This window comes from Paenibacillus sp. FSL E2-0201 (assembly GCF_037963325.1).
Taxonomy (GTDB): domain Bacteria; phylum Bacillota; class Bacilli; order Paenibacillales; family Paenibacillaceae; genus Paenibacillus_AQ.
In genome coordinates, this window is the sequence record NZ_CP150154.1 from 3,988,093 (window position 1) to 4,012,945 (window position 24,853).

Annotated in this window: 22 protein-coding genes; 1 reads left to right on the forward strand and 21 read right to left on the reverse strand. The window is 44.0% G+C overall.

Features of this window, described 5'->3' with window-relative positions; translation table 11 throughout:
- Positions 1–14 precede the first annotated feature (14 nt).
- From NSU15_RS18070 to sleB, 7 genes are all read right to left on the reverse strand, one after another.
- Entirely contained in the window at positions 15–971 is a 957-nt protein-coding gene (locus tag NSU15_RS18070) for a RodZ domain-containing protein (protein WP_076119578.1), read from the reverse strand.
- A 42-nt stretch (positions 972–1,013) separates the two neighbouring features.
- A complete protein-coding gene (locus NSU15_RS18075; RefSeq protein WP_339287102.1) occupies positions 1,014–1,781 on the reverse strand; it encodes a DUF3388 domain-containing protein in 768 nt (255 codons plus the stop codon).
- Between the two features lie 177 nt (positions 1,782–1,958).
- Positions 1,959–2,222, reverse strand: a complete 264-nt coding sequence (locus NSU15_RS18080; RefSeq protein ID WP_042128820.1) for a DUF3243 domain-containing protein — start codon at positions 2,220–2,222, stop codon at positions 1,959–1,961.
- A gap of 137 nt (positions 2,223–2,359) precedes the next feature.
- A complete protein-coding gene (gene fabG / locus NSU15_RS18085) occupies positions 2,360–3,088 on the reverse strand; it encodes a 3-oxoacyl-ACP reductase FabG (RefSeq protein ID WP_042132274.1) in 729 nt (242 codons plus the stop codon).
- A 39-nt stretch (positions 3,089–3,127) separates the two neighbouring features.
- Positions 3,128–4,408, reverse strand: coding sequence for a pitrilysin family protein (locus tag NSU15_RS18090; RefSeq protein WP_042128822.1), 1,281 nt, complete (start codon positions 4,406–4,408; stop codon positions 3,128–3,130).
- A 2-nt stretch (positions 4,409–4,410) separates the two neighbouring features.
- Positions 4,411–5,724, reverse strand: a complete 1,314-nt coding sequence (locus NSU15_RS18095; RefSeq protein ID WP_170880300.1) for a pitrilysin family protein — start codon at positions 5,722–5,724, stop codon at positions 4,411–4,413.
- A 101-nt stretch (positions 5,725–5,825) separates the two neighbouring features.
- Positions 5,826–6,692: a spore cortex-lytic enzyme gene (gene sleB, locus NSU15_RS18100; protein WP_042132275.1), complete on the reverse strand. Its 867-nt coding sequence runs from the start codon at positions 6,690–6,692 to the stop codon at positions 5,826–5,828.
- Between the two features lie 278 nt (positions 6,693–6,970).
- Between sleB and NSU15_RS18105 the strand changes: the two genes are divergently transcribed.
- Positions 6,971–7,426, forward strand: a complete 456-nt coding sequence (locus NSU15_RS18105) for a hypothetical protein (protein ID WP_076119576.1) — start codon at positions 6,971–6,973, stop codon at positions 7,424–7,426.
- Positions 7,427–7,787: 361 nt separating this feature from the next.
- Here the strand turns inward: NSU15_RS18105 and NSU15_RS18110 are convergent, their stop codons facing one another.
- From NSU15_RS18110 to NSU15_RS18175, 14 genes are all read right to left on the reverse strand, one after another.
- Positions 7,788–10,445: a DNA translocase FtsK 4TM domain-containing protein gene (locus NSU15_RS18110; RefSeq protein ID WP_339287106.1), complete on the reverse strand. Its 2,658-nt coding sequence runs from the start codon at positions 10,443–10,445 to the stop codon at positions 7,788–7,790.
- 78 nt (positions 10,446–10,523) lie between these two features.
- Positions 10,524–10,736: a YlzJ-like family protein gene (locus NSU15_RS18115; RefSeq protein ID WP_076119574.1), complete on the reverse strand. Its 213-nt coding sequence runs from the start codon at positions 10,734–10,736 to the stop codon at positions 10,524–10,526.
- Entirely contained in the window at positions 10,733–11,431 is a 699-nt protein-coding gene (locus tag NSU15_RS18120) for an ATP-dependent Clp protease proteolytic subunit (RefSeq protein ID WP_197069814.1), read from the reverse strand. Before NSU15_RS18120 ends, NSU15_RS18115 begins: the two co-directional genes overlap by 4 nt.
- Before the next feature lie 296 nt (positions 11,432–11,727).
- Positions 11,728–13,407: a ribonuclease J gene (locus NSU15_RS18125; RefSeq protein WP_042128831.1), complete on the reverse strand. Its 1,680-nt coding sequence runs from the start codon at positions 13,405–13,407 to the stop codon at positions 11,728–11,730.
- 503 nt (positions 13,408–13,910) lie between these two features.
- Positions 13,911–14,792, reverse strand: a complete 882-nt coding sequence (dapA, locus tag NSU15_RS18130; RefSeq protein ID WP_339287108.1) for a 4-hydroxy-tetrahydrodipicolinate synthase — start codon at positions 14,790–14,792, stop codon at positions 13,911–13,913.
- 16 nt (positions 14,793–14,808) lie between these two features.
- Complete coding sequence (dapG, locus tag NSU15_RS18135) at positions 14,809–16,032, reverse strand: aspartate kinase (RefSeq protein WP_042128835.1); 1,224 nt, start codon at positions 16,030–16,032, stop codon at positions 14,809–14,811.
- Positions 16,033–16,388: 356 nt separating this feature from the next.
- Positions 16,389–16,985: a dipicolinate synthase subunit B gene (locus NSU15_RS18140; RefSeq protein WP_042128837.1), complete on the reverse strand. Its 597-nt coding sequence runs from the start codon at positions 16,983–16,985 to the stop codon at positions 16,389–16,391.
- A gap of 1 nt (position 16,986) precedes the next feature.
- On the reverse strand, positions 16,987–17,883 hold the full coding sequence (dpsA, locus tag NSU15_RS18145; RefSeq protein ID WP_339287110.1) for a dipicolinate synthase subunit DpsA: 897 nt from the start codon (positions 17,881–17,883) through the stop codon (positions 16,987–16,989).
- Between the two features lie 194 nt (positions 17,884–18,077).
- A complete protein-coding gene (dut, locus tag NSU15_RS18150) occupies positions 18,078–18,524 on the reverse strand; it encodes a dUTP diphosphatase (protein ID WP_197071224.1) in 447 nt (148 codons plus the stop codon).
- Positions 18,499–19,767: a pitrilysin family protein gene (locus NSU15_RS18155; protein WP_339287111.1), complete on the reverse strand. Its 1,269-nt coding sequence runs from the start codon at positions 19,765–19,767 to the stop codon at positions 18,499–18,501. Before NSU15_RS18155 ends, dut begins: the two co-directional genes overlap by 26 nt.
- A 76-nt stretch (positions 19,768–19,843) precedes the next feature.
- Positions 19,844–20,827 carry a polysaccharide deacetylase family protein gene (locus NSU15_RS18160; protein WP_339287113.1) on the reverse strand — a complete coding sequence of 328 codons (984 nt, stop codon included), beginning with the start codon at positions 20,825–20,827 and terminating at the stop codon, positions 19,844–19,846.
- Between the two features lie 246 nt (positions 20,828–21,073).
- Positions 21,074–23,176: a polyribonucleotide nucleotidyltransferase gene (gene pnp, locus NSU15_RS18165; RefSeq protein WP_339287115.1), complete on the reverse strand. Its 2,103-nt coding sequence runs from the start codon at positions 23,174–23,176 to the stop codon at positions 21,074–21,076.
- Between the two features lie 293 nt (positions 23,177–23,469).
- Complete coding sequence (gene rpsO / locus NSU15_RS18170) at positions 23,470–23,739, reverse strand: 30S ribosomal protein S15 (protein ID WP_036656390.1); 270 nt, start codon at positions 23,737–23,739, stop codon at positions 23,470–23,472.
- A 148-nt stretch (positions 23,740–23,887) separates the two neighbouring features.
- Positions 23,888–24,835 (reverse strand): bifunctional riboflavin kinase/FAD synthetase, encoded by a 948-nt coding sequence (locus NSU15_RS18175; protein WP_042128851.1) that lies wholly within the window; start codon positions 24,833–24,835, stop codon positions 23,888–23,890.
- Positions 24,836–24,853 lie beyond the last annotated feature (18 nt).

Consider the following 24,853-nt stretch of genomic DNA (forward strand, 5'->3'; position numbering starts at 1 on the left):
ATGCATCGTATTTCTTATTGGCCTGTTTCATTAGTCTGGTCAGCAGTATCAGTGGTACCTTCATTCTGGGTCGTTTCACTTCCAGTACCATCATCCAGATTAATTAACAGACGAGATGAGGTCTTTTCATCTGTAATTACTTGTCCATTGACAGTAATCTCAGTAGCTGGTGAATAACCAGATTTAATATACATTCCTTCACTTCCGAGAACAAAGCTCATACGATCTCCAGCCGCTGTGTTACCAAATGAGAGCTTCTCACCTTTAGAGTTCTCACCTTTATACACCTCAAGCCAGCTTACTCCAGTAGCAGAAATCTCAACCTTCACTTCACTTCCAGCCGGAGCTGAAACCTTGAACTTCGTAGTTTTTCCTGATTTCCCATCCGGTGTAACTGTAATGGATTGCGGGGAAGGCGTAGGTGTTGGCGTAGGCTCTGCCGTAGGTTCAGTTGTTGCTTCTGTACCTGCCGAAGCCGTTGGCGCTACAACACCTCCTCCTGAAGCCGGTGGAGATGTCTGTGCTGTCGTAGGATCCTGCTGTTCATTAGTCAGATTCGTCTGATCAATTTGAGCGGGGTCCGGCTTGTTCAAACTGGAAGCATAAATGTAAATCACAACAATAATCAATATTGGAAATGTCCACATTAACACTGTTGGCAGCCATTTTGCATTCCGTTCGGTTTCTGGTCTACGGCTGCGTTTTTGAATCACCGTTTCCATAGCTGTGTCTTCAGGAGGAGCAGGTACATTCCCATGCTCCTCTAGCAGTTCGTCTGGGCTCATACCTACTGCCTCTGCGTATGTTTTGATAAACGCCCTAACATAAAAACTTCCTGGAAGCACCTTATAGTCTCCAGACTCGATGGCTTCCAAATACTTTTTGCGAATTTTCGTTACTTCCTGGACATCGTCAAGACTCATCCCTTTTTGCAGACGCGCCTCTTTCAATTGCCGGCCCAGTTCCGACATACCATCACCTCCTGTAAGTTTCAATGAATCATCATTGGTGTTTTATAGATCATCACTGTAGCTCGTCGTGAACGACTCGTACAATATTTCTTCATTTGGATTATTGCGAAGCTCAATAATAATATCAAAATCATCATAGGTGTACTCAGATTCCCGCACGAAAATATCTGGATGCTCAATCACTTTCGTACTTGGCATGCTCATAACATTTTGTAATAAATTATAATGCTTCTCATTAGAGCGGATCGTACTAACAATACCATCAATAATAAATACATTATGTGGATTCATTTCATCTTCTGCCAATTGACTTCGCACCGTCTGACGTAAAAGTGTCGAAGAGACAAATGTCCACCGCTTCATCGCGCAGACACTGCCGGCAATAATCGATTCAGTCTTTCCTACACGGGGCATACCTCGAAGTCCTATTACCTGATTTCCATCTTTTTTAAACAGCTCCCCGAGAAAATCGACCAAAAGACCGAGCTCATCACGGGTAAAACGAAACGTCTTTCGATCATCTGAATCCCGTTCAATATATCGCCCATGGCGCACAGCCAGCTTGTCTACGAGTCTTGGAGACCGCAGAGCTGAAACTGTAATATTATCAACTTTCTTGAGCATTTCGCCCATCAGCATTATTTTGTCATCGTCATTGGTCTCCAGCAACATTCCGCGTGTCTTTCCTTCAACGCCATTAATCGTCAGAATGTTGACTTCTAGCATCCCTAACATTGAAGCGATATCACCAAGCAGACCGGGTCTGTTCTTGTGAATCTTGTACTCCATATACCATTGTTTATATTCCACTTGTACACCTCATAGATTCCTTTTCCCTGCACTTTGATATCCATCAAAAAAATGCCGTTCAGACAAAGCGATCTGAAACACGGGTCATGTTAATGATATATAAAATAAAAATGAAAGGCAAGGTCAGTCCTGTAATAATTGCAGAAAAGCTCCCACAAGGGGAGCTTTTCCGCAAGCTTAGGCGTGATTTTTCGCCAATTTGACCATGAGTTTAGCAATCGTCTGCTTTTCTTCATCGTTTCCGACGTCCCATAGCTCTTTGATTGCACGGTTTTGAGTGTTTGCTGGATCCACTTTTTCATCGAGGAATTCCCCGATTTCAAAAGCCAGCTTTGAGATTGTGTCTTCACTCATCCCAAGTTTCTCCGCCTGTACAACTCGTTTTCCCAGAAATTTTTTCCAGGTGTCAAAATTTTTGATTACGCTATCGCCTTGTGTCATCTTAAATCCTCCTTCATATTTACGGTCAAACACCTGCATACAGGCTGTAAGCCGTCTTACGTGAGATTTAAAAACAACACTTATAATATGTCTCAGACGCTAAGTTTTTATGCTGGTGCTTTTCTCCAACATAAGCATCAAGTAATCCATCCACCGTTTGGACTAATAATCTGACCCGTGATATACCCGGACTCAGGCAAAGCCAAAAAATAAATCAGTGAAGATATTTCATTAGGAGTAGCCAAACGTCCTGCCGGAATCTCATCCTCCAACATACGGACTTCATCCTCCTGTAAATTGGATAACATGTTCGTATTAACCGCTCCTGGAGCTACCGCGTTAACCGTTACACCAGATGGAGCCAGCTCTTTAGCTAAAGCTTTTGTAAAGGCATTCACTCCACCTTTGCTAGCCGAATAAGCTACTTCACAAGAAGCCCCAGTGATTCCCCATACGGAAGAAACGTTGATGATACGACCATAACGCTGGGACACCATGTACGGCATAAAGATCTGACTGCACATAAAGGTTCCCTTCAAGTTAATGGACATAATATCATCCCATTCTTCTTCGGTCACATCAGCTAGCATTCCGTAATGCGATTTACCGGCATTATTGACGAGGATATCCGGCTGCATCCCATTACTCTCCAGCTTTTCAGCCATACGTACAATCTGACTACGGTCCTTCATATCCGCGTTTACTGTCATTACCTTTGCTCCAAGGGCCATACAACGCCGAGCGACATCATTCGCAGCCTCATGTGAGTGCTTGTAATGAATAACTATATTCATCCCGACAGAAGCAAACCGTTCCGCAATGGCGCCGCCGATCCCTCCGCTGCCCCCTGTAACGAGCACTGTCATTTCCCCTAGTGGTTTGCTGCTCTCTCCCAAAACGCTCACCTAAGGACTCACCACCAATGATACGGCAAGTTGATCCCAGTTTACATGGGCTTGCAGACGCTCATTAACTTCTGCCAAAGTAATTGATTCGTAAATAGGCAGAACTTCAAACAGGTCACCACCGCGGAACTGGTAGCGTGTAAATTCATGTGCAATATTTTCAGGGGAGTTCAACATGCGCAAATATCCGCCTATTTTCTTTTTCCGTGCCCGCTCAAAATCCTTCTCCGCAAAGCCAGTTTTTAAGATTAGATCAATTTCTTCTTTTATTCGTTTTAAAAGCAAATCCGGATCCTTCGTATCCCCACCCATTGCAGAAAAAGCATACTGCGGAGAACTATTAAATTCATGTCCAAAGCTGTCCGAGATCAGTTCCTCATCATATAGCTTTTGATACAATGCTGTGCTGCTACCAACCAACAAATCAAGCATTAGCTTGGTTATCAGATCACGTTTTAGAGAAGCTTCACCCGTTAGACCGTCTACTTTTTCCTTGAAACCAAACATGATTTTGGGCATCGATACGGCAAGCTTGCTTTCTAGACGTTTTGTAGCCACTTGTACTGGTTCATCTTCAAAAATACGCTTGATTTCACCTTGCTTGCCGTAGGTTTTACCCTTTTGGTTACTGCGAATCAAGGAGAATACTTTCTCCGGATCCACGCCTCCAACCACAAACAACAGCATATTGCTTGGATGATAAAAAGCGTTATAACAAGTGTACAGCGTTTCTTTCGTAATCGTACTAATCGATTCTATCGTACCTGCAATGTCAATCCGTACCGGATGCTTTGAATACATCGCTTCAATAAGGCCAAAATACACACGCCAGTCCGGGTTATCAGCATACATATTGATTTCTTGACCAATAATTCCCTTTTCCTTTTCTACATTCTCATCTGTAAAATAAGGTCGTTGAACAAAATCAACGAGCGTACTAAGATTGGTCTCTATATTCTCAGTTGCTGAGAAAAGATAAACTGTCTGATCAAAGCTTGTAAAAGCATTGGCGGAGGCTCCATTTGAAGCGAAGGTAGCAAAAATATCGCCTTCTGGCTCTTCGAACATCTTGTGCTCTAAAAAGTGAGCGATACCATCAGGAACAGTGGTCTCTTCTCCGCCTGCGACATGAAAGTGGTTGTCAACAGAACCGTACTTAGTAGCAAATGTAGCATAGGTTTTTTTGAATGTTGGTTTCGGCAGCACGTATACCTGAAGTCCGTTATCCATGACCTCATGATAAATGGTCTCTTGTAGTCTGTCGTAATGAATTTGTTCCATCGTTATTCCTCCTTTCCTGTCAAGAAATAAATCGTATCCAGTTGAAAGGTTTCGGCGGCGGCTTTTACGTCTTCTGCGCCGATTTGTTCCACCTGCTGTAATAGCTGATCCGCTGTTCGATCTTTTCCTGACAACTGGCGGTTGAAGTCGTAAGAGATCATTTCAAAAGCTGAATCCGGGATCTCAGAAAGCTGATTGCGGATCATAGCTTTGGTCTGGCTAAGCTCCAGATCACTGATATTGCCAGCTTTCATTTCTTCCAATTGCTTCTCTATAATGTCCACGGCTTTGCCGTAATTTTGCGTTTCGATACCGGATTGAATCGTTCCAATGCCCTTATGTCCGTCGTAACGAGACGAAGCATAGTAAGCAAGACTTGCCTTCTCACGTACATTAACGAAAAGTTTAGAGTGTGGATACCCTCCTAATATACCGTTGTACATAAGCGCGGAGGCGTAGGAATCATCCTTATAAGTAATCGAGGTGCGTAGTCCCAGGTTCAGCTTGCCCTGACTGACATCCAGCTTCTCTTCTACTGTCCGTACCTCATTAACCGATACAGGGACGAACTTAGAGCTATATAAGCCCACCTCGGACTGAATCCGACCGAAATGACGCTGTACAAGTTTTTCAACTTCGTCAACTGTTGTGTCTCCCACTACATAGAGATCAAGGATGGCTTCATCCAGCCATGAATTGTAGGATTCATACAAACTTTTCGGAGTGATTCGATCCAGATCCGCTCTTTGCCCCAGAGGGTGAAGACGGTATGGCTCGTTGCGGCACATTTCCTCAATACAACGTTCAGCAGCGTAACGTATCTTGTCATTTACGATGGACTCCAGCTTTTTGCGAACGGTTTCACGCTCCGTTGCAACATACGAAGGTCGGAAGCTGCCGTCTTCAACTAAAGGACGAGTCAGTACTTCTCCTAAGAAAGCGAAGGATTGTTCAAGTAAGTTCTCCTGGTTTTGTACGAAAGAGTCGTTAATGGTATCCATACGGAACTGAACGATTTGGTAATCGCCTCTTTTATAAATATCAAACCCAAATCCAGCGCCATACAGTTCCTCCAAACGCTCGCGGAATTGCGTGGTCTCCGGGTAAGTCGCGGTACCTCTGCGAAGCACGAATGGAGCTAGTGCAGTAGAGGTCACTGTATTCTCGTCAAGAGGAATACCCGCATAAAGTGAGATCGCGTAGGTCTTGAACGCCTTGGTTGGCATAACGTGAATACGCAAGCCTCCAACGGTGCCATGCTGAAATACATTATTAGTCAAGTCCAAAACTCCTTTACGGCGTGGATAGTTGCTCATTATCATGTTTATGAATTATTAACCATTCTAAACCATTCCAAAGTAAGGAAGCAACCGGAAGCCTCTTCCCGGTTGCTCTCTGAAGTTTCTATCCTTCTTTTCTACATACAGAAAATATGCTGACCAATCGTCTTGACCTGAGGACGGGTCCAAATCCATTTAGAGGTCGCTGTTTTAGGATTGAAGTAATACAAACATCCTCCGGAAGGGTCCCAACCATTAAGCGCTTGTTGCACTGCCTTGCGTGCTTGTTCATTTGGCTCCAGATAGATTTGTCCATCGGCTACAGCTGTAAAAGCTCCCGGTTGAAAAATAACTCCCGACGGCGAATTGGGAAAACTAGGTGATTTCACACGGTTTAAAATAACCGCGGCTACAGCAACCTGACCTTCGAAAGGCTCACCTCTTGCTTCTCCATACACGGCATTGGCCATGATCTTGAGATCATTCTCCGATAAGCCCATCGTATTACCTGAAGACAATCCTGGAGAATTCGTTTTATTGGACGTATTTGTTTTATTACCAGTGTTATTCTGTGCTGTCTTATTTCCCGTTCCTGAAGAAGGTTCAGTCGGCTTCCAATTCTTCGTTGCGTTATACAACTTCAGCTTAGTTTTGGCTCCTACAATGCCGTCAGACTTCATTCCGAATTTCCATTGAAACCAGGTTACTGCATTCTTCGTTTTTGGCCCAAAATGACTGTCTATTTTTCCGGCATAATAACCTAAATGCTTTAAACGTCCCTGCAATTCATAGACATCCTGACCTGTTGAACCAAGTTTAATGGGTGTTGTACTGAAAGCCGGCAAGGCTTCTTCGTCAGGATTATTTAACTCGTGGACAAATGACGCAGCAGCACTTTGCTTGGTCTGAACAATGCCATTTCCCTTGAAAAACGTTCCTGCAAACGGCGCGGCTGCAAGTGCAAGAGTTAAAGCAGCAAATATCCACATCTTTTGTTTCTTCATAGGGTTCGCTCTACCTTTCTTTTGTAAGTTCTGCATGGATGGCTAAAGTTATTATGACGACTGTCAGTGCATCCTATGCATTACTAAAAAAGAAGAAATAGCTTTTCATTGTAATTGAGAATTATTATCAACTATAATCAAAATAAAAAAAATGGAGTTGATATGAATCATAAATTTAAAGGACCACATTTTATTGTGGAACCACGCATTAATAGAAATTATAGATATACGTCATACTTCTCAACATTTTAGGGATATGAATACATCGTGAAAAGGGGATGAATATTCAATTCTTACGAACCGAGGAGCTTCTGGAGTATTACTTGATTTTGTACAAAGCATACCTTCCGCTTACATCACGTAACAACTTAAAAACAATCATGGAGCACAATAATCCCTTTAATCTCCAATATGGATTTATGCCTACTAGTCCTCTGCCTTTATTAGATAAGATGGGTAGTATGTTTAATGAATGGGGTAGAACCTGGCTTTTAGATCAGCTACATGTCAAAGCACTTTTTTGTCGGAACAATATCCCTGCCATTAAGGAAGGACGTTTGATAGAAATTGATTTTGGATTAGGTTATTACAGAGATATTTATTCTCTTAATGTGCAGTTGGATTATATTGTCCATGCTTTGCTAGCTGTTCCTAAGAGTCAAATAATTATACCTTCTATAAAAAAGCTGCCCCAAAGCCATAAAATGGCTAATCGGAGTAGCTTCTTTTTTTAAAGAATAGTCTAAGTAACAGGTTCGCACTTTTAGGGAAAAACTCCCTGAAAATAGTGGATATTCTCTGATAATGAATGGAATCAGGGAATTCCTCCCTAAAAATAAGGCCAATTCCTTTATTTCTTACCAAACCAGATGAATTATAGGGAGCTTTTCCCTAATTGTAAGTCTGAGAACCAATAATCTCAGAATTTCAGGGAGAAATTCCCTAATTATTTTAATGAAGCTTCACTAAAGCCATTATTTAAAGTGTCATTTACACTTCTTCAGCATGAGTAAGGGGTCGACTCCAAGTAGTATGAACTACTTGGAGTCGACCCCCTTTTACTGTCTATTAAAGGCTTAAACTGACTTGTCCAGCTTAAGAACTGATCTTGTTATGCTGATACTGCTCTAGTGATACAAGCACCTCACGCGGCTTGCTGCCCTCGTAAGGCCCTATTACCCCACGAGCCTCCATAGAGTCAATCAAACGGGCTGCACGGGTGTAACCAACCCTCATCCGGCGCTGTAGTAGCGAGACTGAAGCTTGCTTCGCTTCAAGCACGATCGTTACGGCCTGCTCATATAATTCATCCTGTGGCTCCTGGTCTTCAGCAATTGTGTCATCAACCTCTGGAACAATGGACTCGTCATATTCTGCTTCACCTTGACTGCTGACATATTGAACGATTGTCTCAACCTCTTGATCGCTCATAAAGGCACCCTGCACACGAATCGGTTTAGAAGCCCCCATCGGTAAGAACAGCATGTCTCCCCGACCTAACAGCTTCTCCGCACCTGGCATATCCAGAATGGTACGCGAGTCTACATTGGACGATACACCAAAAGCGATACGAGATGGAATATTAGCTTTAATCAGACCTGTAATGACATCAACAGAAGGACGCTGAGTAGCGATGATTAGATGAATACCTGCTGCACGCGCCATCTGTGCGAGTCGACAGATAGCATCCTCTACATCGTTAGCGGCAACCATCATCAAATCCGCAAGCTCGTCCACAATAACAACAATATACGGAAGTATCGCAGCTGGATTCTCTGCCATCAGCTTATTATAACCTTCCATGTTACGCGTTCCTGATTTGGAGAAGAGTTCATACCTTTTCTCCATTTCCACAACGATCTTCTTCAAAGCTAAACTCGCCCGCTTCGGATCAGTAACTACTGGAGCCAAAAGATGGGGAATCCCATTATAGACATTCAGCTCTACCATCTTCGGATCTACCATCAGGAATTTGACTTCATTGGGTTTAGCTTTATATAAAATACTCGTTATAATCCCATTAATACAAACCGATTTACCCGAACCCGTTGCACCAGCTACCAATAGATGGGGCATCTTCGCTAAGTTCCCGATAATCGTCTGACCTGAAATATCACGTCCAAAAGCAATAGATAGTCTGGATTCAGCTTCCTGAAAAATCTGTGTTTCCATAACTTCACGCATAGTTACAACAGACACTTCGGAATTCGGTACCTCTATCCCAATGGCTGATTTACCTGGAATTGGCGCCTCCATACGAATATCTTTGGCTGCAAGAGCAAGTGCAATGTCATCCGTAAGATTAACAATGCGACTAACCTTGACACCAATATCCGGCTGAATCTCATACCGTGTAACTGCTGGACCTCTAACTACTTCAAGAACCTTTGCCCGAACACCAAAGCTCTCAAGTGTAGCTTCTAGCTTACGGGCAGTCTGCATATAATCATTCTGATCCCCCGCTTTACCACTGTTGTTAGGTTTGGCTAGAAGACGGAAAGATGGCAGCTTATAAGGCTTGGGTGGAGGCGGTGCCGGTGGAGCAGGAATGATCTCCCCTTCAGGAGTTGCAGTTAACAATCCATCCAAGTCTATGTTCACATTTTCCTCAGGCTCATCTGAAGGTGGTTGATTAACTGCATTAACCCCAGTAACAGGAGCTTTGCCGGTAACACCACGAGCCGCAGGAGAAAATTCACTCCATTCCTCCCGATCTTCTTCATTCAGCCCTTCTGAGCGGATATGCTCAAAAAAGTCTCGGATAATTGGAGTCACAGGTTCCATATCCATATCAGCATCATCAAAATCATGATGGATATCTTCAAGTGGCGTCACACGACTATTTGCTGAAAGCCCCGAAATGATCGGACCCTGCGAAGCACTTGTTACAATCGGCCCCTGATCATCCTCAGGATCTACATCTACCTCTGGATGTGTTGATCTTGAGAACCAGCCCGATATTTTTTTCAATAGGACAGGTTGTTTGCGATTAGGCAAATAACGATCATCCTCTTCCTCTTCGTCATCCTCTTCATAGACAGGCTGCTTCACTGCCCATGTCTTAGCGGGTGCCGCTGCTTTGGAAGGTCTCGCTGCTACTGGGACAGCCTTCGGACGGTTTGCCGCATGAAGACGAATCCCTTCCACAAACTTAACGGTACGCACTCGCAAAAGAGTAATAATCTCCACATAAGAGAGATTTGTAATTAACATAAAACTGATGGCAAGCATGACGATCATTAGCAGCTTAGCTCCCAGACTACCAAAGAGCCACAGGAGTGCAGCATACTCCAAACCGCCGATATATCCACCGCTAATATCCTTACCCAGCATGTAAACATTACTATTGTTAACACCGGGCGAAAGAGATCCCGAAAGATCATTATGTATTTGTGTCATCACGTTGCCAGGATGAAGCAGTGACAACGGGCCAAGCTTCTGCTCCATTGCAGATATCGTGCTCATAAGGCACATGGATAGCAGAAGCAGAAGCACGCCTGTATGCCTACTGTTCCAAGATGAAGGCCATCTTCGGTGGATCATAACCATAAGACCGTAAAAAATACCGACAAGCGGCAACACAAAATAAAATCTCCCTAATAAATAACCCGCCATACTTGAAAGTGATCGCCCTACCGCCGCTTCACCGGACAGAGCAATAACGGATATCGTTATTAGTAAAATTCCATAAATTTCATATTTTAAAACGCTGCCGAGCAGCGCTTTTTTCTTTTTCTTTTTTCGTTTAGCCACGCCAGCCACCCCCGGAACAACATTATACCATATAATGGCGTGGCGTACCTATGTTCTCTTTTGTCAGAAAATGAATCTTTATGTTAACGTAATTATCGCTCCAGGAGAGAACGATGGATCCAAATAACGCTCCAAAGGACAATCCAGCAATCTTACTATGCGAGCGCGTCCTTCCTCCATTGGCTCAACCTGCATTAGCATCCCTTGAACACTAACTTCTCGCGTTGTAGCGTAATTATTAAATGCCCCTTCCCACACCTGTTCCATCGTCATTATCGTATAAAGTGTCATTGCGTAAGCCCTCCCGAAATTGCTGCAGTAGGCGCTGCAGAGAAATCTCCACCAATCATGCGGTTAAGATGTGCTAAGGCCGCTCCGATCCCGCCTACCTCATCCATGAGCCCATATTTAACGGCATCGAGTCCCCCAACGGCGGTTCCAATGTCACGATTGAGCTCACCCGTCTTAAACATCAAGTCACGGAACTGATCCTCAGAAATCCGAGAATGAGAAGTGACGAATTTTACTACCCGCTCCTGCATTTTCTCCATATATTCGAACGTTTGTGGCACACCGATTACCAAACCATTCATACGAATCGGATGAATCGTCATCGTTGCACTTTCCGCAATAATCGAATACGTAGAGGATACAGCGATTGGAACGCCAATACTATGTCCTCCTCCAATGACAACTGTTACTGTCGGTTTAGAGAGAGAAGAAATCATTTCGGCAATCGCTAGACCAGCTTCGACATCTCCACCTACAGTATTTAAAATAATAAGCAGACCTTTAATATTCTTATTTTGTTCAGCTGCCACCAGCTGCGGAATGATATGCTCATATTTTGTTGTTTTGTTCTGAGGAGGCATAACAATATGACCCTCAATTTGACCAATAATCGTTATGCAAAAGATATCCGGTTCACCGCTAGGAACCGCTGTTTGTCCAAGCTCTTTAATTGCACCCATTGTATTGGGCGGCATATTCTCATTTGTGCTCGGATTTCCCTCTTGTGGTATAACTTCCTCATTCTTTGCTCCATTTGATCCATCCATGTAGTTCATCTTCGCAGCTCTCCCTTTTCTTATGCAGCTCTGGTCTGCTATAGCCTTACTAACTTTCATTAGTATGACATTTCAGGGCCCCGCATTATGCAACCCTCTCCTTATGATGTGAATATAAACAATACAAAAACCCCTTTTCCCGTAGAAACCGTCCAATATTTCCGGGGAAAAGGGGCCAATGCCCTAGCTATATATTTATTTAAGGAGAATTCTCCTTACACTTCCATGATAATTGGCAAAATCATCGGTCTACGACGCGTTTGCTCATACAAGAAACGACCGAGCGAATCTTTTACGCTTGTTTTAAGCGAAGCCCACTCATTTACTTTCTCACTCATCAGGCGTTGCAATGTACTGGAAACAATTCGGTTCGCTTCGTCAAGCAGTCCTTCGGACTCACGAACATAAACGAAACCACGGGAAATGATGTCAGGTCCGGAGACAATCGCACCATTTTGTTTGCTAAGTGTAACCACGACAACCAAAATACCATCCTGAGACAGCAGTTTACGGTCACGCAATACAATATTACCTACATCACCTACACCCAGACCGTCAATCAATACGTTACCAGCCGTTACTTTACCAGCTTTACGAGCGGCACCGCCTTGAATTTCCACAATCTCACCGATTTCAGTAATGAAAATGTTCTGAGAATCTACGCCAACAGATTCTGCCAAAAGGGCATGTTTGCGCTGCATACGATATTCACCGTGAATTGGAATGAAATATTTCGGTTTCATCAGGTTGAGCATAAGTTTAAGCTCTTCCTGGCTACCGTGACCGGATACGTGAACGCCGGAATTGGAACCGCTATAAATAACGTTAGCGCCAAGACGGAACAATTCATCAATGGTACGGCCTACATATTTCTCGTTACCTGGTACCGGTGTTGCCGCAATGATAACAGTATCACCAGGCAAGATATCTACTTTACGATGACTGGAACGTGCCATACGGGTCAATGCGGACATTGGCTCGCCTTGGCTGCCTGTGCAAAGAACAACGACACGGTTCGCTGCCATTCTGTTCATTTCTTCAGGCTCAATCAGCATACCATCTGGTACGTTCAAATATCCAAGCTCAGAAGCGATGGATACAACGTTTACCATACTACGGCCAATTACTGTAATCTTACGGCCTGTGGATTCTGCTGCATTAACCACTTGTTGAATACGGTGCACGTTGGAAGCAAAAGTTGCTACAACGACACGTTGTTCAGCCTTGCGGAAAATGTCTTCCAGAACGATACCGACATTCTTCTCAGATGGGGTAAAGCCTGGTTTCTCAGCATTCGTACTATCCGACAAAAGCGCAAGTACACCCTTTTGACCAATTTCAGCCATACGATGCAGATTTGCAAATTGACCGTTGACTGGAGTGTGGTCAAATTTGAAATCTCCCGTATGAACTACGTTACCTTCCGGTGTTTCTATGCACACACCGACGGAATCCGGAATACTGTGGTTTGTTCTGAAGAACGTAACTTTGAGCGAGCTTCCAAGTTGAATTTCTGAATCTTCATTGATCAAAATTCGTTTGGTGTCACCCAGCAAGTTTGCTTCCTTCAATTTGTTCTCTACAAGGCCTAATGTAAGTCTTGTTCCATAAACCGGAACATTCAAGTTCTTCAGGACATATGGGAGACCACCGATGTGATCCTCGTGTCCGTGGGTAAGCACAATCCCTCTTACCTTGTCACGGTTCTCTGTCAAATAAGAGATATCAGGAATTACAATATCAATACCGAGCATATCTTCTTCCGGGAACTTCAGTCCCGAATCCACGACTACTATGTCAGCTCCATATTGAATGACATACATGTTTTTCCCGATTTCTCCGACTCCGCCCAATGCGAAAATCATCAATTTATCGTTGTTGTTTTTTTTGGACAAATGAATCTAACCCTCCTATGATGTTGGACGTCATACTTTTATTGGTAAATATTGAACTTCGATTATTTCAGCGGCGCTGAACACATTCTTCAAACAGCTGATAGCTTCCTTAATTAACAAGGATATTCCTGATATCTGTAAAATGCGCAATGCGAAAGCTCCCGATTCCGGGCAGTAAAGTTCATATTGAAGCGGACAAATGCCGTCAAAATTCACCGTCGCGCCCCTCGCGCGAAGACATGTCAATCATTTACACAGACTCATCTTGGGACCTATCCTGTCTCACAATGTATACCATTGACGGAAGATTACCGCATATTTAATTTTAACCGCACCCAGTCACTTAAGATCATTATACATGATTTTTTTGGCAAAAGACAAGTCACCCTGTCGCGTATCCAAATTCTTTCCTTAAATGTGACCCAATATTTCAGCAAAATAATATAAAAATAAAAACCGGCTCTCCAAAGGAGAAGCCGGTGTAAATACTAAAATATCACTGATCAGCACTTATTGAATAATGCCTCAATAAAAGCCGCTTCAGCTTCTGTAGGTGAAATAAGCGGCAATCTGACGCCTCCAACAGGCAGCCCCTTCAGACCTAAAGCATATTTAACCGCAGAAGGATTCGGTAGAGGTTGAGGACATTCGAACAATCCTTTGAAAATTGGGAACAATTGCCGGTGAATTTCTCCTGCTCGTTGAACGTTTCCTGAGGTATATGCGTAGATCATTTCTGACATCTGTGCACCAACGACGTGACTAGCTACACTGATAATTCCGTATCCTCCCACGGCAAGACTAGCTAATCCTGCTGAATCATCACCAGTATATACGCGAAAGTCATCGGAACAGGAAGAAGCAATAAGTGTAATTTGATCGACAGATGCACATTCTTTTGTCGCAACTATATTCGGAATTTCAGCAAGTCGTAGGGTTGTGTCTACGCTCATACTTACACCCGTGCGGCCTGGAACGTTATACAACATGACTGGCAATGAAGTCTCCGAAGCAATTGCGGAAAAATGCTGATAAAGCCCTTCCTGATTAGGCTTATTATAATACGGGACGACCAATAGCACGCCATCCACACCAATTATCTCAGCTTCCTTCGTGAGGTGAATCGAATGTTTCGTATTATTGCTACCTGTCCCAGCGATGATTTTGCAGCGACCATTCGCCTTCTCAAGTACAAAAGAAAACAGCTGCAATTTCTCCTCATCACTTAACGTTGGAGATTCTCCGGTCGTGCCACAGACAACCAAAGCCTCTGTTTTCTGTTCCTCAATTAAATAATCGACAAGCTCTGAAGTTACATCCCAGTTGATTTCTCCATCCCCGTCAAAGGGGGTTACCATGGCTGTTATTAATCTTCCGAAATCCACTTTGAATTCCTCCTTGTCAGCGGTGCAATTCAAACATAGCATGCAGTGAACGCAGGGACTGCACCATGTCCTCTTTCTTCACCAGCACCCAAATCGTTGTATTCGAATCTGCGGATTGGAGAATCTGAATATTTTGTGAGCTAAGTGCCTCAACAATGCGAGCCATAATACCAGGCACACCGTTGATTCCGCCCCCGATAACGGAAACTTTTGCACAACCTGATAAGCTCTTAGGACGTAAACCCAATTGCTGGAGTACCGAGATGGCCTTTTCTGATTTGTCATCGAACACAGTATAAAGTGCTTCCGTAGGTGTTACATTAATAAAATCAACGCTTATTCCGTTGTCAGCCATACTTTTAAAAATTTGCAGTTGAACGCCCGTACCATTTCCGTCTGGACACTCTACAGAAATTTGGGTAACGTTGCTAACGTAAGCAATCCCTGTCACGAAGCGATCTACAATGCCACCAGACTGGATGTCGTTGAATCCTTCTGGATTTGTAACCAGTGTACCTTCAGCCTCTGAAAAGGTTGAACGAACTCGCACTGGAATTTGTGCCTGCATAGCAATCTCAACCGCACGTGGATGGATTACTTTTGCTCCTTGATGAGCCATGTTACAAATTTCTGTATAACTAACATACGTTAGCGGTTTTGCGTCTTCAACGATCCGCGGATCTGCTGTAAGAATCCCGTTCACATCTGTATAGATATCAACCATATCTGCATGAAGAGCAGCACCCAAAGCAGTTGCAGAGGTATCACTTCCTCCACGGCCCAAAGTCGTCAAGTCACCAGCTTCAGTCTGTCCTTGGAACCCCGTCACTATAACCACTTTGTCTTCACGCAGTTCGCGGAGAATTCGTTCAGGACGTACGTCTAGGATTCTTGCATTGCCATAGTTACTATCTGTCATAAACCCAGCCTGAGCTCCCGTTAATACGGTTGAAGCAATCCCTTCATTCTCCAGCAGTCCACAAAGTGTAGTCGCAGAGATAATCTCACCACAGCACATCAAGAGATCCTTCTCACGCTCAGGTAATGCATCTCCATTCTGCACAGCCCAATCCAGTAGAGTGTCTGTTGCATAAGGTTCTCCGCGTCGGCCCATAGCCGAAACAACGATAACCAAACTATAGCCGCTTGCGAGCTCCCGTTTGACATTACGAATTACGTGCTCTCTAGCTTGTGGTGTTGAAAGTGATGTTCCTCCGAATTTTTGTACCAGAATACCCATGTATAATTCCTCCATTATTGTTAAAGCAAACACACTAATCATTCGTAAACAGAACTAATATCGTTTCTAAACGAGAAATTCCATTACAGTACGTAAGCTTATTTCTTAAGTAAAGTTCTAATATTTTGAAAAATGGTTGTACCGCCCTCGAAATGAGGACGGTAGCAGTAGTGCTTATATTGTTTTGGTAGCAATGATCTCAGCAATGGGTATGGCAGATCTTGGCTTTGAGCGTTAACGGCCGTGTCTCTTGATTAAGAGGTAACACTACCACGGCGGCATGTAACTTCTCATTGCTCATTTGGTACATCTCCCCTTTTATTGACCGCAACTAATTCTACCGATTCCGCCCTATTCTAGACAGAGTGAAACTTTTCAACAATCATCGGCTGTAGTTGTTTACCTTGCAAAGCGGCATAGCAAGCTTCTGGGATAAGATCCATACGCGCTACTAACGAGTTAGGTTTGCCCTCAGGGTTATCCTGTCCGAATGGCACAAAATAAATATGTTTGGCCACAAGAAGCTTAGCAATATTTGCTGCATTAAGACCTAAGCCATCATTGGTAGATATCGCCAGAACAAGTGGACGTCCATTGCGCATCTGCGATTTTGCAGCCATGAGCACTGGACTATCGGTCATAGCATTTGCTAATTTACTCGTTGTATTTCCAGTGCATGGTGCTATTGTAAGCACATCCAGCAGCTTGGAAGGACCCAGCGGTTCCGCTTCAACAATTGTAGAAATGATATCATTACCTGTTATATCTTTCAACTGTTTTAGCCAATTTTGCGATGTTCCAAAGCGGGTGTCGGTCCCTAGTACGGATGCTGAAACTATGGGCACTACGTTTGCTCCCCCGTCTACGAATCGTTGAATTTGCGGCATTACCTCAGCAAACGTGCAGTGAGATCCGGTAATCGCATACCCTACTGTTTTTCCGTGCCAATCCATTTTATTCGTCCCCCTTGATTAAAGCCTCGTCCGATATCGACTGAACCAGCGCATTTGCCATAATAATCCCAGCGCTTTTAGGAGCTACAATGCCAGGGAGTCCAGGTGCCAGCATCGCTTTAATTCCTCTTTTCTCAGCATAACGAAAGTCACATCCACCTGGAGCGGAAGCCAGGTCGACAATTAAGCAATGCGGTGAGATTCGTGAGAGTACTTGTGCGGTGATGATCATACTTGGAATTGTATTAAATATCAGATCAACATCCGGCACATGAAGCAACAGTTCACTGGTCATAAAAGGCTTCCAGCCCATTTCCTCTGCTCGTGCATAATGTTCCTGTTTTCTAACTCCGGCTTTAACACTAGCACCCAGTCCTTGCAGACTTCTTGCCATCGTAAAGCCTGTTCTGCCTAAGCCCAGTACCATCGATTTGGAACTGTGAATAGTAAAATCCGTGTTCTGTATGGCCATAACCAGTGCTCCTTCCGCTGTTGGGATGGAGTTATAAATGGCTACATCATCACGATTAAGCAATTCAATTAACTTTAATGAATGCTTAGCACACATGTTGCGCAAGTAGCTTTTGGCCATACCGCTATACACCAAACAATGGGGTGGCAGAGCAGTAAAATGTTCCTCCAAGAGCATCAAGCGATCAGAAGAAAATAGAGCACTGATATTCCCTTCGTCATCACAACCAACTGTAGGCAACACTAATACATCTGCATTACTAAGCAGCTCTACCGACATCTGTTCCAGGCTAACCCCCGGGCAAGGGGCTTCCCACTTATCGAACCCGGCAGCGCTTACCGTCGCATCCAATTCCACACATTTCCGAATCACTTCAAGCTGTCTCGCGTCCCCGCCCAGGAACACGATCCTGACGCCAGTAAGCATAGGGATGACGCTCCTTTCAACATACACTATCGACTATAGAGCATCTTATGCTGGGCATTCTTAATGGGTGAAAAGCGGAGAAGAATTACTGTGCAGACTTAAATGTGAAACTTATAATTTGTCATATTTGAACAAAAAAAGCTTGCAAATCACGCCGATTAGGCATAGATTCGCAAGCTTTATAATGATTTGTATTATTTTCCAGTGTGACCGAAGCCTCCGGCTCCACGTTCTGTTTCGGATAAAGCATCTACTTCAACCAAAGTGACCACAGGAACCGCTTGAAATACCATTTGGGCAATGCGCTCATTACGAGCGATAGCAAATGGCTCTTGCCCTAGATTGATCAACAACACTTTGATCTCTCCACGATAATCAGCATCAATCGTTCCAGGTGTGTTCAAACACGTAATCCCATGCTTCAAGGCTAGTCCACTTCGTGGACGAATTTGAGCTTCTAATCCGTCTGGCATAGCTAATGATATGCCTGTTGGAATTAATGCACGTTCTCCAGGTGCAAGCACGACTTCGCTACCAACTGCGGCATATAGATCATACCCGGAAGCCTGTTCTGACATTTTACAAGGAAGATTAACATCCTCGTTTCCAGCTAGTTTATTGATTTGTACGTAATAAGACAAGATCATCTCTCCTAACATTTGCAATAGCTTTATCTGTTGAACCTACCATCGCTAAAGAAAGCGGCTCAGCAAACATATTATCAAGCACACTGTTGATATTGTCCATCGTTACTAACTGAATCTTGGCGATCATATCGTCTAATGTGTTATGTTTTCCGATCATAAGTTCATTTTTCCCAATCCGATTCATCCGGCTACTAGTGCTTTCCAGGCTAAGAATAAGGCTACCTTTAAGCTGCTCCTTGCCTTTTCTCAGTTCATCTTCACTAAGACCCTCAGTAGCAAGTTCGTACATCATTTCCTTAATTAGCTCCGTTACATCCTTAGTTTGTTTCGGTGCTGTTCCAGCATAGACCGTGAACAAACCAGAATCCGCTTGAGAACTGTGGTATGAATATACAGAATAGGCTAGGCCTCGTTTTTCACGAATCTCTTGGAACATCCGTGAGCTCATCCCACCACCAATGGCATTATTAATAAGCACCATAGCATATTGTAATGGATCGCCAGAGCGGACCCCTGGTAAGGAAAGACAAATATGATTCTGTTCTGTTTTTTTGCGGTGGAACAACATTTCCCCATAATAATCCGGTGGAGTTAGCGGCGCAGATGTGCCATGATTAGCAAAAGAACCAAAATGCTTCTCCAGCAGCTCAATCAGTCCATCGCTGATGTTGCCCGCTACACTTATTACCGTATTCTCAATCGTATACTGCTCTTTCATGTATGCACGAAGATCATCTGGCTTCATTTCCATTAGCCGTTCTTTTAAGCCAAGGATAGAATACGCAAGCGGATGATCCTTGTAAGCAGCAGCACACATCAAATCATGTACGAGATCGTCTGGTGTGTCCTCGCACATAGAAATTTCTTCAAGGATGACATTTTTTTCTTTCTCCAGCTCTTCAGCATCCATACGTGAACGGAAGAACATATCTGCTAACACATCTACTGCGATGGGCAGATGCTCATCCAGTACTTTTGCATAATAGCAAGTGTATTCCTTAGAGGTAAATGCATTTACGTTGCCGCCAATAGCATCGAACTGCTCGGCGATGTCCTTAGCACTATATCGGTCTGTACCTTTAAAAAGCATATGCTCTACAAAATGGGATATCCCGTTGTTTCCAGGGTTTTCATTCCGCGAACCTGTCTTTACCCAGATGCCGAATGAAACGGATCGGCCTGTCGGAATTTTTTCCATTACTACTCGCAATCCATTGGATAATACTATTTTTTCCACTTCAAGTCCTCCTGGCAATAGCCATGTTCTTTCTAAATTAATACACGTGCCTATAATCCTACCAGAAATAGATCACTCACTCAACATCAGAGGGGATTAGACGCTCCGCTGAGAGTGTTTGGCTAACTGTACCTAGCTGTAACCCTTTTGCCTTTATCCCGCGTATCATGGCCTTCAGCGCCTTGGAGGATGAGGCAGTCGGATGCATTAGAACAAGTGTGCCGGGTTCAGCTTTACTTGTGATTTTGGCAACAATAGATTCAGGAGCAGGATTGCGCCAATCCACTGTATCCACAGTCCAGAGTACGGTTTTTAAGCCCAAACTGCTAGCAATTTCTACTGTCTCTTGATCGAAATCACCTGATGGAGGCGCGAACCATTTATTAGTGACTCCAAGCGATTCCTTTAACAGCTTTTGTGTCTTCTCAATTTCTACGGTAGCCCGCGCTCGACTTAAGGTACTCATATTGGGGTGGGTATACGCGTGATTCTCCATCTCATGACCACGCTTTAGCATTTCTGCAGCAAGCTCCGGATTTTTACTCAACCAGCTTCCATCCAGAAAAAACGTAACTTTCACTTTCTCTTCATCCAGAATATCTAGCATTGGCACAATGTACTGATTTCCCCAAGCCACATTAATCATCAGTGAAACCATCGGTTTCGCCGGATTTCCGCGATATATAGGTTCTGCTCCCAGTTCATTAAGCGATACTTTTGGTTCGATCTGTCGATACACAAACTTAATGGGTTCTTTTGGCGCCAAAAGAGCATTCCGATAGGTACTCTCTACATCAATCTCAAGTCCGTTATAACCCGGAATGGCTTTCCACACCCGGTCAACCACTGCATCCACAGGAGGTGCATTTAGCTTAGCCGCGGCGGTCTCAATCCTCAGACGAAGATCGTTGTTCGCCGCCTTAGGGATATCCTTCCACACTGCAAGATCATCCTGCGGTTTCAATTGTGCAAGCATGTCCTTGACCGGTCCCTGTGTGCTGCCAATTCCTATCACGATTGCTACACAAGCAACCACTAATGCCACCTTTTCCGTCTTCATGACGACTTCCTCCCCGATAGAAACGAATTTCAGGTTCGTTCCACACGATTACAAAGACACTTTGTCCCAATCTATGAGACAAGGGAGGAATTTATGTCATGAACAGATACAAGACTAATAGATAGGAATATTTGCTACAATTTTCCAACTTGTTCATATAAAAAAAGAGCCAGAACGCAAATCGCTTCTGTCTCTTTTAATAATGAAATTCAATCCCTTTAGTAAAGGTTATTACTAAGATCAATCTTACGCTTTAGCTCCAGCTTCCGAAGTCAACACTGCTTTACGAGACAGGTTAACCCGGCCTTGTGGATCGATCTCGGTAACTTTAACGGTAATGGTGTCACCAATAGCAACAACATCTTCTACCTTAGCTACACGCTCAGTTGATAATTGGGAAATGTGTACCAATCCATCTTTGCCCGGAATAAGTTCAACAAATGCACCAAATTTCTCAATACGTCTAACTGTACCCACATAGATTTCTCCGACTTGTACTTCACGCACAAGACCTTCGATAATCGAACGAGCCTTTTGGATCATTTCTTCATCTGAAGAACCGATAAAGACACGGCCATCTTGTTCGATGTCGATTTTCACACCGGTTTCTTCAATAATTTTATTGATAATCTTACCACCAGCACCGATAACATCACGGATTTTGTCCGGATTGATGTTGATAATAATGATTTTTGGAGCATATTTGGACAGATTAGGTCTTGGCGCAGAGATCGCTTCATTCATTTTGTCCAAGATGAACAGACGGCCTTCTTTAGCCTGTTGAAGTGCATCTTGAAGAATGTTACGGTCGATACCTGCAATCTTAATGTCCATTTGAATAGCTGTAACACCTTCTGCTGTACCAGCTACCTTGAAGTCCATATCTCCGAGATGATCTTCCATACCTTGAATATCCGTCAGGATGGAGACATGCTCTCCGTCTTTGATCAGACCCATTGCTACTCCGGCTACTGGTGCTTTGATTGGCACACCAGCGTCCATCATAGCCAGAATGCTGGCACAGATACTTGCCTGGGATGTAGAACCGTTAGATTCAATCGCTTCTGATACTAGACGAATCGTGTACGGGAATTCAGTTTCGCTAGGAATCACCTTGGATAATGCACGTTCTCCAAGTGCTCCGTGACCGATTTCACGACGTCCTGGTGCTCTAAGCGGACGAGCTTCCCCTACGCTGAACGGAGGGAAGTTGTAATGGTGCATGAAACGTTTCGTTTCAGTAGGATCGATTCCGTCGAGGATTTGTACATCACCTAGAGCTCCAAGGGTACAAACGCTAAGGATTTGTGTTTGTCCACGTGTGAACAGACCGGAACCGTGTGTACGCGGCAACAGGCTTGTATCACATTCAATCGGACGGATTTCATCAAGTTTACGTCCATCTGGACGAACCTTATCATGCGTGATTAGACGTCTTACTTCATCCTTCACGATATCATGTAGGACTTCTTTAACATCTTTCAGAAGCTCCGGTGCTTCTATGTACTTCTCTACGAAATACGCAACCGCTTCATCATTAACGACATCAATCGCTTCCTGACGAGCATGTTTTTCAGCAATTTTAACGGCTTCCACCAGACGAGCCTCAGCAAATGCACGGACCTCAGTATTCACGTCAGCATTCACTGCATGCAGCTTCACAGCCATTTTTTCTTTACCAGCCACTTTGACCAGTTCTTCAATGGTTGCAACGATCTTACGGATTTCGTCATGACCGAACATAATCGCTTCGAGCATCACATCTTCCGTCACTTCGTTCGCTTCTGCTTCAACCATCATGATTGCTTCCTTCGTTCCAGCAACCACTACATAAATATCACTGATTTCTTGCTGAGCCATATCCGGATTGATCACAAACTCTCCATTAATCCGACCTACAGCAACGCCGCCGATGGGTCCATCAAAAGGCACATCGGAAATACTAAGTGCAGCTGAAGTACCGATCATAGCAGCAATATCTGGTGCGCAGTCCTGATCCACACTCATTACCATGTTCAATACCTGAACATCGTTACGGAAACCTTCAGGGAACAGTGGTCTGATTGGACGGTCAGTCAAACGGCTGGACAGAATCGCTTTCTCACTCGGTCTGCCTTCCCGTTTAATAAATCCGCCCGGAATTTTACCCACCGCATATAATCTTTCCTCATAGTTAACTGTAAGCGGGAAAAAATCCAGGTCCTTCGGCTCTTTCGAAGCCGTAACGGTACATAATACCGAAGTATCCCCATAACGCACCATAACGGCTGCGTTTGCTTGTTTAGCTAGTCGGCCCGTTTCCAGCACAAGGCGTCTTCCGCCTAGCTGCATTTCTACACGTTTTTCCATAAATACCTCCTTGAATAGTAGTAGACCCGCAGTCAAATATTGCAGGTTCACATATCGATCTAATGAATCGGAAAGGCTTGTCCCTAAGGTATGTAGCCTGTTCTGTATGCATATAAGAAGAAACGGCTAAGTCTTACAGATGAAGTGCAGTCGCCGTTTTTACGAATAATCTCATCAGTCTTGCTATAAAGTTTTCCCTAAATTTTCAAAAAGCAACCCAGCTGTCCCGCTGTCGCTCCGAGAAGGACATACGGTATACAACCAGGCTGCTTTAAGGGTTATCTTATGGAAAATTAACGACGCAATCCCAGTCTTTCGATCAGGGCGCTGTAACGTCTGATGTCTTTGTTTTTCAAATACGCCAGAAGTTTACGACGTTGTCCAACCATTTTCAACAATCCGCGACGGGAGTGATGATCTTTCTTGTGCGTACGCAAGTGGTCAGTCAAATTAACGATGTTCTCCGTTAGGATAGCAACTTGCACCTCAGGGGATCCAGTATCGGATTCGTGAGTTTTGTGCTCGTCGATCAATTGATGTTTACGTTCTTGAGTCAATGCCATCCTGTTCACCTCCTTCAATATAATCGCCACTAGCCTCGTCACCGTCGGTGAGAACGTGCAACCAAGCTAAGGTTATGATGCTGTAAGCCAGCAACGTTTATTAGTATAGCATCTCCATTAACAAAAGTAAACGGCTTGTCCGGGATGACTATAGATTATACCCCAAAATCTTCTTTGCGGTTTCTGCATCCTCACCAATTTGAGTGATCAACGCATCTATAGATTCGAATTTCCGTTCAGGACGAATGTAAGATACTAATTCTACCTTGAGCTCTTGATCATACAAGTCTCCTTCGAAGTCAAACAGATGAACCTCAAAGCTTGGAGTCAATACACCATCATGAAAAGTAGGTTTAACGCCCACATTCATAACCCCGTAAAGAACTTTATCCTTATAAAAGACTCGGACGGCATAAACACCTTTAGTTGGTATTACAAAATGAGCACTGAGCTTCAAATTCGCCGTTGGAAAACCAATTGTGCGACCTCTCTTCTCACCATGACCCACTTCACCACGAAGATAATAACAACGTCCGAACCAGGAGTTTGCCAGCTCTAAATCCCCGTTTTGGAGACTTTTGCGAATGCCTGAGCTACTGACCTTTTCTCCTTCAAGCAGAAAAGGGGGAGCAACCTCTACATTCATAACACCTTCACCCAGCTTGCGAAGCATCTCAACATCGCCTTCACCTTGATAACCAAAACGAAAGTCAAAGCCGACAACTGCAGTTACAATATGTAGCGGCAAAAGCATAACAGAGACAAAATTTTGTGGACTTACACGGGAAAGCTGCTCATTAAATTCAATAACATATAAGATATCGACACCCATACTAGCTAGAATCTCCTGCTTTTCTACGGGTGGCGTCAAATACCCTTCATAATCACCCTTACCCATAACATCTTTAGGATGGGGATGAAATGTAAGGACTGCGGCCGGTACACCTTGTTTACGGGCTAAGGCCACAGCGGATGTAATGACGCTGGCATGTCCACGATGCAATCCGTCAAACTGCCCTAGAGCAGCCACTTGAGGCTGAGCCCACTCTGCAGCAGTCTCCGGAGACATCGGATAGGTTAACGTTACGGTTCTCACGCTGTTTCTCACCTACAA

Excerpts from the sequence above, each read along its gene's own strand:
- rpsO (WP_036656390.1), bottom strand. The coding sequence starts at position 23,739 with ATGGCATTGACTCAAGAACGTAAACATCAATTGATCGACGAGCACAAA.
- pnp (WP_339287115.1), bottom strand. The coding sequence starts at position 23,176 with ATGGAAAAACGTGTAGAAATGCAGCTAGGCGGAAGACGCCTTGTGCTG.
- NSU15_RS18070 (WP_076119578.1), bottom strand. The coding sequence starts at position 971 with ATGTCGGAACTGGGCCGGCAATTGAAAGAGGCGCGTCTGCAAAAAGGG.
- NSU15_RS18105 (WP_076119576.1), top strand. The coding sequence starts at position 6,971 with ATGAATATTCAATTCTTACGAACCGAGGAGCTTCTGGAGTATTACTTG.
- NSU15_RS18095 (WP_170880300.1), bottom strand. The coding sequence starts at position 5,724 with ATGAGCAACTATCCACGCCGTAAAGGAGTTTTGGACTTGACTAATAAT.
- NSU15_RS18140 (WP_042128837.1), bottom strand. The coding sequence starts at position 16,985 with ATGGATTGGCACGGAAAAACAGTAGGGTATGCGATTACCGGATCTCAC.
- NSU15_RS18090 (WP_042128822.1), bottom strand. The coding sequence starts at position 4,408 with ATGGAACAAATTCATTACGACAGACTACAAGAGACCATTTATCATGAG.
- NSU15_RS18120 (WP_197069814.1), bottom strand. The coding sequence starts at position 11,431 with ATGCCGCCCAATACAATGGGTGCAATTAAAGAGCTTGGACAAACAGCG.
- fabG (WP_042132274.1), bottom strand. The coding sequence starts at position 3,088 with ATGACAGTGCTCGTTACAGGGGGCAGCGGAGGGATCGGCGGCGCCATT.
- sleB (WP_042132275.1), bottom strand. The coding sequence starts at position 6,692 with ATGAAGAAACAAAAGATGTGGATATTTGCTGCTTTAACTCTTGCACTT.
- NSU15_RS18115 (WP_076119574.1), bottom strand. The coding sequence starts at position 10,736 with ATGACACTTTATACGATAATGACGATGGAACAGGTGTGGGAAGGGGCA.
- dapG (WP_042128835.1), bottom strand. The coding sequence starts at position 16,032 with ATGGGTATTCTGGTACAAAAATTCGGAGGAACATCACTTTCAACACCA.
- NSU15_RS18160 (WP_339287113.1), bottom strand. The coding sequence starts at position 20,827 with ATGAAGACGGAAAAGGTGGCATTAGTGGTTGCTTGTGTAGCAATCGTG.
- NSU15_RS18080 (WP_042128820.1), bottom strand. The coding sequence starts at position 2,222 with ATGACACAAGGCGATAGCGTAATCAAAAATTTTGACACCTGGAAAAAA.
- dpsA (WP_339287110.1), bottom strand. The coding sequence starts at position 17,883 with ATGCTTACTGGCGTCAGGATCGTGTTCCTGGGCGGGGACGCGAGACAG.